Source organism: Traorella massiliensis (assembly GCF_900104665.1).
Classification (GTDB): domain Bacteria; phylum Bacillota_I; class Bacilli_A; order Erysipelotrichales; family Erysipelotrichaceae; genus Traorella; species Traorella massiliensis.
Map to the genome: position 1 here is coordinate 424,328 of NZ_LT629968.1, position 13,849 is coordinate 438,176.

17 protein-coding genes are annotated in these 13,849 nt (G+C 38.1%); 1 reads left to right on the plus strand and 16 read right to left on the minus strand.

Annotated elements, in window-relative coordinates; translation table 11 throughout:
• Positions 1–187 (plus strand): hypothetical protein (locus tag BQ5367_RS13820; RefSeq protein WP_235858745.1); only part of this gene is annotated, 187 nt, incomplete at its 5' end.
• Here the strand turns inward: BQ5367_RS13820 and BQ5367_RS06560 are convergent.
• From BQ5367_RS06560 to BQ5367_RS06630, 16 genes are all read right to left on the minus strand, one after another.
• Positions 184–447 (minus strand): Txe/YoeB family addiction module toxin, encoded by a 264-nt coding sequence (locus BQ5367_RS06560; protein ID WP_071440553.1) that lies wholly within the window; start codon positions 445–447, stop codon positions 184–186. The two genes, BQ5367_RS13820 and BQ5367_RS06560, sit on opposite strands and share 4 nt — an antisense overlap.
• Positions 448–450: 3 nt before the next feature.
• Complete coding sequence (locus tag BQ5367_RS06565; protein ID WP_071440554.1) at positions 451–699, minus strand: type II toxin-antitoxin system Phd/YefM family antitoxin; 249 nt, start codon at positions 697–699, stop codon at positions 451–453.
• A gap of 189 nt (positions 700–888) precedes the next feature.
• A complete protein-coding gene (locus BQ5367_RS06570) occupies positions 889–2,154 on the minus strand; it encodes a ParB/RepB/Spo0J family partition protein (RefSeq protein WP_071440555.1) in 1,266 nt (421 codons plus the stop codon).
• A 293-nt stretch (positions 2,155–2,447) separates the two neighbouring features.
• The gene (locus tag BQ5367_RS06575) at positions 2,448–3,032 is read right to left on the minus strand and encodes a hypothetical protein (RefSeq protein WP_071441727.1); all 585 of its coding nucleotides are present in this window, start codon (positions 3,030–3,032) and stop codon (positions 2,448–2,450) included.
• A 97-nt stretch (positions 3,033–3,129) separates the two neighbouring features.
• On the minus strand, positions 3,130–3,441 hold the full coding sequence (locus BQ5367_RS06580; RefSeq protein WP_071441728.1) for a single-stranded DNA-binding protein: 312 nt from the start codon (positions 3,439–3,441) through the stop codon (positions 3,130–3,132).
• A gap of 282 nt (positions 3,442–3,723) precedes the next feature.
• Positions 3,724–3,867 (minus strand): hypothetical protein, encoded by a 144-nt coding sequence (locus BQ5367_RS13500; protein WP_154667083.1) that lies wholly within the window; start codon positions 3,865–3,867, stop codon positions 3,724–3,726.
• Positions 3,864–4,259: a hypothetical protein gene (locus BQ5367_RS06585; protein WP_071441729.1), complete on the minus strand. Its 396-nt coding sequence runs from the start codon at positions 4,257–4,259 to the stop codon at positions 3,864–3,866. The genes BQ5367_RS13500 and BQ5367_RS06585 overlap by 4 nt, the downstream gene beginning before the upstream one ends.
• A gap of 290 nt (positions 4,260–4,549) precedes the next feature.
• Entirely contained in the window at positions 4,550–5,932 is a 1,383-nt protein-coding gene (locus BQ5367_RS06590) for a HipA domain-containing protein (RefSeq protein ID WP_071441730.1), read from the minus strand.
• 223 nt (positions 5,933–6,155) lie between these two features.
• Positions 6,156–7,181, minus strand: coding sequence for a toll/interleukin-1 receptor domain-containing protein (locus tag BQ5367_RS06595; protein ID WP_083383187.1), 1,026 nt, complete (start codon positions 7,179–7,181; stop codon positions 6,156–6,158).
• Between the two features lie 17 nt (positions 7,182–7,198).
• Complete coding sequence (locus BQ5367_RS06600) at positions 7,199–7,513, minus strand: single-stranded DNA-binding protein (RefSeq protein ID WP_071441732.1); 315 nt, start codon at positions 7,511–7,513, stop codon at positions 7,199–7,201.
• A 25-nt stretch (positions 7,514–7,538) separates the two neighbouring features.
• On the minus strand, positions 7,539–8,174 hold the full coding sequence (locus tag BQ5367_RS06605; RefSeq protein ID WP_071441733.1) for a hypothetical protein: 636 nt from the start codon (positions 8,172–8,174) through the stop codon (positions 7,539–7,541).
• 40 nt (positions 8,175–8,214) lie between these two features.
• Positions 8,215–9,207: a CHAP domain-containing protein gene (locus BQ5367_RS06610; RefSeq protein WP_071441734.1), complete on the minus strand. Its 993-nt coding sequence runs from the start codon at positions 9,205–9,207 to the stop codon at positions 8,215–8,217.
• Between the two features lies 1 nt (position 9,208).
• The gene (locus BQ5367_RS06615) at positions 9,209–11,035 is read right to left on the minus strand and encodes a VirB4 family type IV secretion system protein (RefSeq protein ID WP_235858746.1); all 1,827 of its coding nucleotides are present in this window, start codon (positions 11,033–11,035) and stop codon (positions 9,209–9,211) included.
• Positions 11,022–11,735, minus strand: coding sequence for a hypothetical protein (locus BQ5367_RS06620; protein WP_071441735.1), 714 nt, complete (start codon positions 11,733–11,735; stop codon positions 11,022–11,024). The genes BQ5367_RS06615 and BQ5367_RS06620 overlap by 14 nt, the downstream gene beginning before the upstream one ends.
• Positions 11,713–12,039, minus strand: a complete 327-nt coding sequence (locus BQ5367_RS06625; RefSeq protein ID WP_083383189.1) for a hypothetical protein — start codon at positions 12,037–12,039, stop codon at positions 11,713–11,715. Before BQ5367_RS06625 ends, BQ5367_RS06620 begins: the two co-directional genes overlap by 23 nt.
• Positions 12,036–13,823, minus strand: coding sequence for a hypothetical protein (locus BQ5367_RS06630; protein WP_143052359.1), 1,788 nt, complete (start codon positions 13,821–13,823; stop codon positions 12,036–12,038). The genes BQ5367_RS06625 and BQ5367_RS06630 overlap by 4 nt, the downstream gene beginning before the upstream one ends.
• Positions 13,824–13,849: the final 26 nt, after the last annotated feature.

Below are 13,849 nucleotides of genomic sequence, written 5' to 3' on the forward strand. Positions count from 1 at the left end.
AGGAAGTCAAGCGGCAAGCACTTTAGTGCGAGACGCCGTAGGGCAACGCTTGACGAGTGACTTGGATGCGATATTCCATATTTCTTTCATCGAATCAATAGAAAACAACATGGCAATTTGCCATGTTGGAATCTTAGATTACACAGATGCCTGTAAAAAAGAAAGCTGGGAGATTCCAACTTTCTAAAATTCATAATGTGTCCACATGCTGATGATCTTTACTATTTTTTTATCATCATCTACCTGATAGACAAGACGATGCTTGATATTGATTCTTCTGGAATAGGCAGATGACAGATCGCCTTGCAGTTTTTCATAGCTTGGTGGTGTTGCATATGGATTTTGTTCTAAAAGATCGACCAATGCTTTTGCCTTTTTATCCAGATGAGCACTTTTTAACTTAGGAATTGCATTCACTGCATTTTTTGTGTATACAATTTTATACATACATTACCATTCAACCTCATCGGAAGGGATACATTCTTCTACGGGGGTATTTATTCCTTCAATGATTTCTTCTTTCATGCCAGGAATGGAAGACAAGTATAAGGTTTCCATCAGACCGTTATATTCCTCCTCGCTAAGAAGCACGGCATTGCCTTCCTTTGTGCTTATATTAACAGGTTCGTTATATTTTATTGTATTCTCCAGGATACTAAACATATTTTTTCTAAAATTAGTAGCATTTGTGTTAATCATTGCATTCACCTCACTATGTACATTATAACGTACATTTTACTATGTGTCAAATTATTTCATTTTAATGATAGTTTTTTGTACTCCATATTTCATTCATTGGATTGATAGAAAGCAACATGGCAACTTGCCATGTTGGAACCTTAGAAAACATACCTGGCAATTTGCCAGGTAGTTATTTTTAAGAATTTTTTATTTTTCCGCTGAAGCAGGATATGATTTGTGTGTGCCGTCAAGGAGTTGATTTTCGGCTTCGCTTGGCTGATATCCTATGGAAATCAGAAATTTGTAATATTCATTCATCTGTTGTGCTTTTCTTTCATTGTATTCTCCGCTCCAGGAAGAATAGCATGAAAGAGGATGACTTTCTTCAAGTGAAGCAAATACAGTAGCTTCAAATACTTTCTCAGCGTTGTTTTTGTTTAAAGATTCTTTGATATCGCATTCTATGATTTTCTTGAAAAGTTTAGCATCGAATGAAGAATAACTTTTTGTTGAAAGAATTTTAATAGCCTCAGTATAGAAAACATCACGATGTGAAGCAGTTTTATCGTTTAAGATATTTTTGATAAATTCTATTCTCGTCTGTTGTGCGGTTTTAAATAGATTTTCTAGTTCTGTAATAATTTTATTTCGTTTTTCTTCCTTTTCTGCTTTGTCATTAACCTCTTCTTCACTGACAGATCCATAAACATTTATGCCATAGGTACTTCTTGTATAAAGGTATTCTTTTCTTTCTTTGAAGCCTTCTTCCTTGACATCTTCTGGTGATCTATAGAATTGCAGGTAAGTGTATTTTTTTCTGTCTAGATCTCTGTCTTCTACTTTTTTAGCAAACAAGGCTATTTTCTTTTCAGTCTGATTGACTTTTTTTTCTATTTTTTCAGTTTCAATAGCACTGTTCAAATGATAGCGAAAATCAGTGGTTCCCATATACTGTAGAAGTTCTTTCTTGGTATCATCGTTTTTTACCTTTTCCAGATCAATATAATCCTGGATGGATGCTCCATTTACCACTGTTTTTTTGACTTCTTCTGCATCAAACTTAAGCATATTAAGGCGATGCTTGACTGTTTTCTTAGAGAAACCCGTCTGCTTGCTTAATTCATCTTCAGTCATTCCCAAGTCCAGACACATCTGAAATCCCTGTGCCTGCTCATAGGGTGTCAAATCGCTTCTCTGCATATTTTCAAGGAGCATGGTTGCCTGCTGTTGCTTCTCATCCATATTGGAAACAACACAAGGAAGTTCTTTCAGTCCTGCTTTTTTTGCCGCCGCAAGACGACGATTTCCAATTACGACAAAATACCCGTCATCATCTGTTTTTGGAACAACCGTTAGATTCTGCATAACACCATTCGCAAGAATGCTTTCAGTCAGTTCGCTTAAATTTCCTAAATCCTGTCTAGGATTTTTCGGATGAGAATAAAGCTTGTCGATAGAAATGTTAGTAATCATGAATTATCCTCCTCTGCGGTATGGTAGCCGCTAACTTAAGTAAGGCTCATGTACCTTACACTTTCTTCGAATAGCAGCTGAGGAAGGAAGTCAAGCGGCAAGCACTTTAGTGCGAGACGCCGTAGGGCAACGCTTGACGAGTGACTTGGATGCGATATTCCATATTTCTTTCATCGAATCAATAGAAAACAACATGGCAATTTGCCATGTTGGAACCTTAGATAGAATGAGAAACGATACTACATAAAAGCAGGTGGCTGTATTTCCACCCGCTTTCTGTAGATTTTTTTTCTTTATAGCTTTTTTTCATCTTCTTTATCTGCGTTTGATTTGCTAGAATCCATCGCTGATTCATTCAAATTTTCTGCAAAATTCAGGAAATTAGTTTTGATATCTTTAAGTCTACTGAACTCATACTCGATTCGACTTTTGAGACTTCTTCCATCTATTGCTTCCTCATAAAAATATCCCTGTAAAGGACACCCCGGACTAATTTCAGCTTCTTCATAAGGCACCGGTTTTTCAACGATCTTGATCGGATACTTTAATTTCACCTGGTCTTCATAGTAGCATGCCAGATCAATGCCTATGTTCCTTATTTCATCATCAGGAAGCCAGTTTCCGTTAGTATCTTTGCAACTATCTGGTACATTCCATTTTGCGACCAGTGCATAAACATCCTCTCCATCGAATCTTCCATAACCATCATAGCTATCCTCTTCATATGGTTTACCAAACGGATTGAGCAAATATACCTTTTCACCAGGCATAATCACCCATTCTTTATTCTTTCCTAATGAATTAATCAAACTTGAATCAACATATATATTTGCGATGCTCTTTCTTGTATCGCTCGTGCACCAACTAAAAAAACCCATAAATAGTAACACTTCCTTTCATTTTCGTTTTAATCGTTTAGAGTGTGTTCATCGTCATTTAAAATAAACATGATATCTTTTGTATCAAGGCTTCTTTTCAGGAAAGAAAAGAAACCTTTTCAGCAACAAATTTATAAACAATGTATTTTCTTTCGTCTTGGTTTTTCAAAGATGACTGAATTTTTCCTTGAATGCTGACAAAATCGCCTGCTTTACAATTTTCAAAAATGATATCAGCCATTCCATGAAACACTTCGATTTCAACAATATCTGTTTCATAAATTCCTTCATAATTGCGATAATTTCGTTCGCATTCAATGGCTAAATTCAAATACCTGATTCCATTCTGATTTGCCTTCATTTCTCCAATACTTCTGATTTTCCCTTCTAAAATAAATGTGTTAATCATAAAATACCTCTCTTTCTTTAGGGGGTTGCCCTGTTTATGATGTAAGACCTTTTTATATGTGCCTTACACTTTCTTCGAATAGCAGCTGAGGAAGGAAGTCAAGCGGCAAGCACTTTAGTGCGAGACGCCGTAGGGCAACGCTTGACGAGTGACTTGGATGCGATATTCCATATTTCTTTCATAGGATTAATAGAAAACAACATGGCAATTTGCCATGTTGGAACCTTAGAAGAAACTACCTGGCAACTTGCCAGGTATATTTCTGATAGAAAGAAAATAATTTTACAATTTGAAAGAACGAATATCATCGAGAATTTCAATGAGGCATTTTTCATAATTTTCTGCAATCGATTTCCAGTCGCCTTCAGTAGCAAGCACTTTTTCAATTTTCTGTGCCAGTTCTAGGAATATATTGCTTTGTTTCATGCTGTTCTTAATAGACCTCCCATATTTTCCTCAATACCGATTGCTCCGTATTCTGAACAGTTATCATCGTCTAAATTCAATACATAGGCATACGGGTATCCCATTGTCAATACTTGTCTGTCGTCTGACCATTCTTCAATATGCTGGCTGATGTAAAGAAGTGAGAGACATTCACCAAATTCAAAAAAGTTGTGAATAACGTGATAAACAACGTTCCCAGTTGTTTCTTCCCAATTTCGAATTAGGCTAGTATAATCTGGTTCGATTTCAAAAAGAAAGCTGTGAACGGATTGAAGAATTTCTCCTTCTAGAAAGGCTTCTTCTACACATTTGTCGAGATTAAGAAGCTTGATTCTTTCAATCGCCTCTTTTTTCTGCAAGTTTTTATCCATGATTTCTCCTCCTCTGCGGTATGGTAGCCGCTAACTTAAGTAAGGCTCATGTACCTTACACTTTCTTTGAATCAGCAGCCGAGGAGGGAAGTCAAGCGGCAAGCACTTTAGTGCGAGACGCCGTAGGGCAACGCTTGACGAGCGACTTGGATGCGATATTCCATACTTCTTTGTAAATATAAAGAAAAAAACATGGCATTTCATCTGCCATGCTGATTGAATAGATAAAGTGTATATAAGTGTTAAAGAAATATTCATTTTATTGAAAAGCAACAGAAAGTAGTTGGATGTTATCTACATTTAGTCCGTTCTTCAGCTAATACTTCAATTTTGTTTTCAATAAATGTTATTGCATCCATCTGTTCCAGATCGGATTTAGAAATCTCAAATTCTTCAACGAACCCTTCATTGCTGTCATAAATTTTACATATTCCGCCGTTTTCGTCATCGCCGCGATACTCGTACTGGTAGCCAAAAAGTTCGTCACGAATTGTATCCTGCACCGGATCATTAAGATTTACAGTCTTATTTTGTTCTACCACTCGAATGAGATCTCTTGAACGTTCCTGTACAAATGATTCGATCACTTGTAGTCTTTCATCTTCAAAATTGTACAGATCATGCTTTTTAAAATGAAAATCGAATAACTGGCGTAGCTTTCTTATATCCTGTCGGCTGCAGAAAAGCGAAACAAGCTCATCATGAGGACGTCCTAATGCAGAATAACTGTGATCTTTGATATACTGTTCAACTTTACTGTTATCCAGGATATCTTTATTTGACAGATGCGAGAGCAAGGAGATCCCGTGATCGAATAGAGGCGCCATCTTTTCATATTGATTTGTTTCATTGTTTTTTAGGAAACCAAAGTTACCAAAGTGACGATCTTCATTCAATAAAACAGCATCCAGAAGGATCATATCTTTGAATGAATCATAAGCATTATTTTTTTTGATTGCTTCTACAAGGGAAGTTAGCGTACCATCCTGCAGAAGCTTGCCAATAGGAACAAATGAATGATCCAAAGAAGTAAAATTACGGCACGTGCTTGCCAGAATGTTTTTCCATTTTTCAAGGTTATATGTGACATGCTCTATCCCCATAGCTTCAGCAACCTGTGCCGCATAATATTCAGTATATGGCTCGTTGCCCCCGTTTGAAAATTCTAAAGGATTTGTACCGCCTTTATATAGATAGAGGGAACTGTCGATCCTTCTCCAGCATTTAGGAAGCATTCCATTGGTCGTCATTTCAGGGCTTGGCGATAATTCTTTGATCGTATCGCTGTATCCTGTAAAAGCAACAAGACTTAATGCTTCAGAAAAGCTGTTTTCATAAAGATTATATTCTCTGAAAGTACCGGAGAATTCTTTTTTTGTTACCCAGTAAACATCATTGACGCTAAGTCCCAGGCAAACATCAAGAAGACCTGCCAGATCATGTCTTTGCAGCCCTTGAGAAGACAGGATTTCTTCAACAAAAGTTCGATTTCTCGGAATCATTCTTCTTCTTAGCCACTCAAGAAGAGAATCGTTATTATAAACTTTTTCTGGATAGTCATCTTTAGCCTCACTCATTGAAACTATGCTGACAGAGTAATCGCCTAATTCATTTTTATTTAATTCGAATTCGATAAGCAGCATATCTTTTTTCTTTAACTGATATCTAGCCAATGAAACCACCTCCTTATTAATAATAGATCTCTTTTTCTGCATTTTAGCATAATTCATTTATAGATGCAATGAAACATATTGTTATGGAATTTAATAAAGAAAAGATATTTTTTCTCCAGCAAGCATATAGGCAATATACTCTTTTTTATCTTTTACAGAAAACGATGTAATTTGCTGAGTGGAAATATTAAAAGAAAGTTACCTGGCAATTTGCCAGGTATGACTATTTATGATTCTTTATGTTATCTAAACCTCGAAGAATACTTTCTATTAATTCATTTTCCTCATTTATTGAGTAATACTTATATTGAGAAAGAGAAGGGAATATGCTGTCGGGATCAATATCATCCAGCTTTAGAATTCTCCAATCTTTTTTATTCGCAACTACATTTGCAAATGCGGTTTTAAGTTCAGCTTTTGCATTTAATGACATTTCATAATTTTTGCTAATGATCAGCAGAACCATATCACATTGCCATATTCCTTTCCTAATGGCCTCATGAAGATGCTCTCCTCCTTCAATATTCTTTTTATCTATCCATATATTTAAACCAATGTCTTCAAGATGATCAACGATCCTTTGAACGATTTCATTATCTTTCCAGGAATAGGATATGAATAATTTTGGCTGATATTCAGGAGTCAAATGAAAACCTCTTTGTTCTAGTTCCGAATCTTCTAAAAAGTAAAAGAGTTCCTGAAAAGATAATCTAATATATTCTTCATCAGCTTTATGGTGAAGGCTGCAGCAATTCCATAGCCTTGATTTCATTTCTTCAAATAGATCCTTCAATGTTTTATCTGAATAAAGGACGATACCACATGAATTTAAATAATTTCGGATTGCTTCAATTTTATTTTGGTCTTCAGCAACCAGTGCAACTAATGAATCCAGTTTTCCTGGAATATTATTGACGCATAATAAACAAAGATCATTTTCTGATAGTCTGCTGTTAATCCAGTGTACAGTCTTGATATATTCTGTTCGGGATCCATAGGGAATTTTAAAATAGTGCATTTTACGAGTCATTAGAAATCTCCTTGAAATCATTACGTTATTATTATATATCACTACGGGAAAAAAAGGAGACTCTTTTAATTCGAGAAATGATAGAAATCCTATAAAATGAAACAAGTATGAATTGGAATTGTTTTGCTTTTCCAAACATATTATATAGTCTTCAGAACAGACATCTGATTTTATTTTATCAAAATTCCTGTAAAATAAATCTTCGGAAATATTTTTCATAATTGGCTTTCATCCCGTTATTTCAAGTAATTTATCTTTTCGCCAACAAGCGTATAGGCAATATACTCTTTTTTATCTTTCGTTTTTAAAGGAGTTGCCTGAATCCGTCCCTGAATACTGATCAGATCGCCATTTTTACAGTGTTCCATGATAGTTTCAGCGTTGGATTGCCATAGTTCTATCTCCATCAGGTCTATGTCATATTTTCCTTCTTTATTGGTAAAGTTTCTCTTAGATTCAACTTTGATTTTTAAAAATTTGGTACCATTTTCTGTTTGCTGCAATTTGCTTATTTTTTTTATTTTTCCTTCTATTACGAATAGATTCAGCATATAATCACTCCCCTCTGTCTGGTGCCTATCTGTTATATGAACGTTCAATCTGCAGCTTATCTGAAAGATCTTTAATTGTCATGATCCAGTCTTCGTCTTTTAACTGATCGATGTCACCGATCTGCTGAAGATATAGGATGAGTTCTTCTTTATTACTGGACTGCTGGAATGCTTCAGCCTGAATTTCTGTAATCTGTTCGCTTTCTTCCAGGTCATTGAGTTTGCTATCATAATAACGGTCAAGTGATTCTTCAAATTCTTTATAATTTTTTAAGATAACAGGTTTCATATCTTCTACAGAAGGAAGCTGAATTTCCTTATCCTTTAACAGTTCGTCAGACAGAAAGCAGACTCCAATAAGATCTTCAGCTGTGACTCTATCCATTTTGCTGATCACCTGTTTCACAGTATTCAGCTGATATTGATTCATCATGTTAAGCTGCATAGAAAGAAGATTGATTTCCTGCGGGTCACCGATGGGTAGTTTTGGAATAAAGGCATATTCTTTTGGAAGGTACCGTTCTGTTATGTAGTGTGTTCCATCACCTATAAGGTCTTTCTGAAGCTGAGACAGCTGATCGGGATCTTTTGGAAAAGAAAACCCTTCACCATCAAAATAATAATCGAGATATTTAATAAAATGCGGGGTCAATTCTGACATTAAATCACTCCTTTCGGTTTACATGGCAAATTGCCATGTATTATTCATTATCTGTGTTAACATCACCATCAAGATAAATGAAGCCGATAAAATAGCCTCCGCCATTGCTTTGCCGATTTATCAGCCAGCTGATATCACCGGAATTGATCCGGATGCTCTGTATAGCCTTTTCCAGTGTTGTCCACTTTAACAGGCTTGTTCCACTGGCATTTCCTTCTGAAATCGTAATTGTTTCACCGTCATATGATTCGACATAAGCAACATGCTGAAGATCTCCGCCCCATACGACGATTGAGTTTTTAGCAGGAGCCTGTCCTACACTGTAACCTTTTGCCGCAGCGGTCTCATACCAGGTTCTTGCATCTCCAAGGGGAAGATCCTGAAATCTTTTGTTATTGACTTCATTAACTCTTGCGTAGACATACCATGTACACTGACCGGTCCAGCCTGCATTTGAAAATGGATTAAATGGCGATCTATAGGTTTCACCATAATAGTTTGCAGGAAAATCAATTGATCCCATTCCTTCATCTCCAGGATCATAAAGACTTGTACCTAAGAATTGAATCAGATTCTCATCGCTTATATTTTCGAGACCTTTATAGAAATCAGTTTTCTTCAGATTTTCTAAATATTCTTCACTGGATACAATAACAGAACCACAGGATTGCTGAGATTCATCTTCACAGACCTCCTTGGTGAATAAGCTTTTTAACTGTTCAAGCGATTCTCCTGTAGGACGCTGATCATTCAGATAGTGCGGTAAAATCAGCCACATAATGTTAACGTATATATTTTCACTATAAAGCTCGCTGAGGAAAGGTTCGTAGAAATTCTGATAATCTTCGGTACCGTTATTGCTTGAAAAGTAGGTCTGCATGATCTCTGAAGCCGAGGTCGTATCGCCGGATATGATACTTTCTTTTACAAAGGAACTGTTTCCTCCGGAAAGAGACGGAACTACAGCTCCTGCTATAAGAGAGAAAACAAGGATTGCGGCAAATCCATAAATCATAGTTTTAGTCTTCACCATGCTACATTTCCTTGAGTTCGTTCTGAGTCGGTATGACATGAATAGGGATATGCCGCTGACCGCAGATGAATAGGGCGTCTCCCTGAAGACTGCTTTCTATAAACTGCATCTCGTTGTTATTAAGATCGATCAGTTTTGACAAATCTTCAATCGATCCTTTTTCAAGATGCATAATGATTCTGTACGGCGAGTTGTCAAAGATTGCTTTTCCATGAGTAATGATGCGTTTGTCAGTGAAATCTCTTGGCTGCTGTGTACCAATGACACAGACATTATTGTATTTACGGGAACGGCGTACCATCTGTGCGAGAAGCTTGCTGATTACTTCTTCAAGCATCTGTGTTGAGGCTTCATCAAGAATAAATGCGCTTAGTTCGGAATCATCAAGACACAGTGACCAGGCATACTGATAGATGACTCTTGTTAAAGCATTGACGATCTTATCGTCCTTTGTAAAGAGTATTTTTGTACCGAATCCGATGATATTGCGGTCACCGTCACTTGGCTTGATGGTCGTATGTCCATTGAGATAGATGCTGTATTCATTGAGTATAGGCTTGATCTTCAGCTTCAGATCGTTCAGCAGAGATACCACTTTCTCTTTTCCTTCCATATTCAGATTTTCTTCGATCATAAGATTCAGAGTTTTATCAAAATCTGTAAAAGTAGGGAAGCGGTCTGACGGCATGCCTTTAAATGAATCGGAAAAGGTGATTCCATGTTCTGCGTAAGTTCGTATGACGACATCGCCAACGATTGAAAGCGAGTCATCGGATATGGAAGGCGACAGATATGAAAGGATGATCTTGATATCATCGATATTGTTATAAATGGACGTTTCCGTATCCCACATAACTGAAGCATCCTCATCTTCTTCAACGCTGTTCGGCTTCAGATCGAAAACGTTGATAATGTTTCCTTTTCTTCCCATGTTGATAAAGGAGCCTCCGTATTTTCGGATCATTTTTCCATTCTTGTTTTCAGGATCGATCCAGACGATCTTTGCTTTTTTTCGTATAAAATAGCGGATCAGCAATGACATGGTAGTTGTTTTGCCGCTTCCGGTATCGCCAGCTAGAACGATATTGCCGGCCTTTCTTCCTTCCTTTTTTGCTTCATCTTCTTCGTTGATCCATTTAAAAGGATCAAACAGTATAATTCCGTGATTGACATGCTCGTGTCCTAGGATGAAGCCGTATTTATCTTTCAGTGTTTCAAATACAAAAGGATAGAGTCCGGCTGTTCCTAGAGAGGGAAGAGGGACACCTAAATTTTCTTCGATTACTTTCGGGAGTCCGGTTTCTGTAAACAGGGGAGAAGCAGCTTTAAAAAGCTGTTCCTGCATCAGCTTGGCAGAAAAAAGACTGAATCCCTGAGTCTGAAGCGATGATTTGAAATCTTTTGTCTTCTTGTTCAGATCATCCAGATTATCTGCCATGACAGTAAAACAGATTGTTACGTTCTGTGTCATATCCTTTGAATTGATGATTTCATTGACATACTGATTCATGGAGGCCAGTTCATCGCTGAGCTGTTCCAGTCTGAATCTGTCATTTTCGGAATTTTTATATTCTTCTTTTTTATCGTTGAACTCTTTTTTCAGAAGCGATGCACAGTCCATGTCCAGCCTTTCCGTAACGATCTGCATCTTGATATGTGGAATGGCCGCATACTGAGAAAGCAGTCCTAACGAGAATTCCCGCGGCAGCTGTGTTACCAGCAGATTGCGAGCATATTTTTCTCCAATCATATAATAAGTACCTTTGAAGGCAAGATCCATCGGAGTCAGACGCGATTTCTTTACTAATCGTTCATTATTCCATATCATCTATCAATTCCTCCTGTTCTTCTTTATCATCGGTGTCATATCCGTACTCTTTTCCTGGAAGGACTTCATAATCTTCATCTTTCAGACTGGAAAAGATTCCATGAGAAAAATAAAAATTATTGATCATCGGATTTTCATACAGATAAGCAAGAAAATTTTCATAGTCGTAATCATCAAGTTCTTTAAACCGGTATCCTGTAGACAGGAACAGTCCTACGAGCTGATTGTATTTTTTTACACAGTTTTCATAGTTATGGTCTTTGACCATGAGGAAGAATTCAATTTCTACATGCGTCTGTTGAAACCAAGCAGCTTTCTCAAAGTCGTTCTCGATCATTTCCCAGATTACAGGATCTTCCTCCTCCTGCATCTGTTTAGAAAGCTCGCTGAGATGTGCATCAAGGTTTACAGGATTGTGACAGACTGCCCAGTAAAGCTTAAAGTTAATTTGATTCAGAACGGAACGGATCTGATTGATGGCGACAAACTGGGCATTGCTGTTTTCGATAAAAAGATTGCGTGGAATCAGCTTAATGCCAAGAATATATTCTTCCGTCTTTTTTGATTTAAGAACAATCATATTGTCTCTGATTCGCTCGACATGACTCCAGGCAAGGGATGTAGCCAGTTTCTTTTTTGTGCGCTCTGCTTTCCTGATTTCTTTTTGTTTTGCTTTTTCAGGACTCAATTTTTTCTTCATACTTATAAATTCCTTCCCATATATATTTCTTCGGCTCTTTCATAATTCTTATTTTTAAAATAATATATTCCATCATATTGTGATAGGTACTGTATGGAACCACCAGAAAAGTAGAGGCAACCAGCGGAACCAGCAGAAGAAAAAAGATACCAGGATGGATAGATAAATCGCTGGTCAGATAGAATAAATTTGACACGATAGAAAAAGTCCATCCTACGATAAGCAATATGAGATCGATGATACGAAAACGTCTTGCAATAAGACGGGATTTTTTAAAATTGCTTGGTGAATAAAACCTTATCAAATAAAATCATCTCCTTCTTCTATTGGGTTCTGTCCAGAAATACCTGCTGGATTGTTTGCCGGACCTCGAACTGCATGATAAAGATTGCTTGCTGTCTGGAAGCCGGTATTCTTAGTAACGTAGCCTCTTCTGGTTGAAACCGACTTTTGGCCTAGAATTCTGTTGGCTGAGGCAACATACATGGCACTGCTGAATTTAGCGGCCGTTGGATGCTGATTTGCGAAGTTTCTTGCAAATGTATTGCTTCGTGTGAGACGCGGAGCTTCTGAACTAGCTGTCTGCTGTGATGTTTCAGTATTGCTGGCACCGGACTGTACAGGTCCGGAATCGACAATCCCCGCATTGCTGTATGAATAGTTAGCTCCTCCGGCAGAAGTGCTGAAACTGCCCATACCGTATGGAGCCGAGCTTTCCTGTGTCCGTGGCTGATCTCCCCAGAAGGATTGTTCCATGCCGGCTTGATGGAGTGCCTGGGAGGGCTGCCCGCGATTCATGCCCGTTGGATCTACTCCCATATATTTAGCTGCATTCATCTGTTTTTCAGTAGGATCTCTGAAATATGAGCTATTCATTGAACCGTTGCTTCCATCAGAAAATCCTCCTGCACCTCCGCCTCCTCCAAAAGGCGAGAAACCGTTAGTACCGGATACTCCAGGCAGAGGACCTCCACCGCTTCCGTCACCGGAGTCATGACCGCCTAAGCTTCGTCCGCCAAGAAGACGGCCACCGCCATAGATGCCTGCCGCTCCGGCAGTAACAGCTGCTGATGTGAGCATGCTTCCAGCTGCTCGGATTCCACCGGCAAACGAAGTTGCTGTATGAATTGCCTGCATTGACTGCATAGCACCCATGCCGTCACCGCCAATGATCTGTGCAACACTTGAAGGACCAGTGAGGATACAAAGCAGACCGCCCAAAAATACCATCGTTCTTGCGATTACACCTAAATTAGCGATAGCCGTTGATGACGTTATCACTAATACGAATTTAAAAAGCAGGATCTGAAGGAAGTTATTCATCAGGTCTGCTGCCAGCAGGCGTACCCATCTTGAAAAAGACTCGTCATTAAAAGAAACGAGTCCGCTGATTGGTATAGGTGAAATAAGAATCTTGAATCCTATATCAAGAAGTCGTTTGCCAAATTCAAGTGAAACTAAAACGATAGCATAACAGGCAATTGCTGCTTCGACAAGCAGAAAAATCAATGCTGTCGTATCAGGAAAATAGTAGTATTCGCCGTCGGCGCCAAGAAGCCAGGCTAAAGCTCCGCCGATGATAGGAACATTGCCTTCCAGCCATCCTTCCAGACCGGTTGATGAATTGATATCAATCACCTGATAAGGCGGGTAGATGCCATCGGCAGCAGACGAATAGATTAGATAAGACGGGGTGCCCTGATAGGTCGCATAGACCTCGTCGATATATTCATCGATGAGTTCATTTCCCGTATGTTCTGGCACATACTCGATAACGTTGTTTTCAACCTGAAAGAGTTCTGATGAAGTTTCGATCATATCTGAAGCAAATCCTGTAAAGAACGAAACAGTCATTGGTAGAAACAATATTACGGTACAAATTACACCGATCTTTACGATAATCTGAAATGGATTAAATTTATCCAGCAGATCCTCATTGAGACTTACTTTCAGATATAGAGAAACGACACGAACAAAAGTAAGAAAAGCGATAAAGATACACAGGATTCCCCACCACTGCCATAAAGTCGTGCTAGAGCTGATATCGAACGCTGCTATTGATTCCATAGCATTGTACAGGGAGTCCATAATAAAGAACATTCCTTTTAAAAACA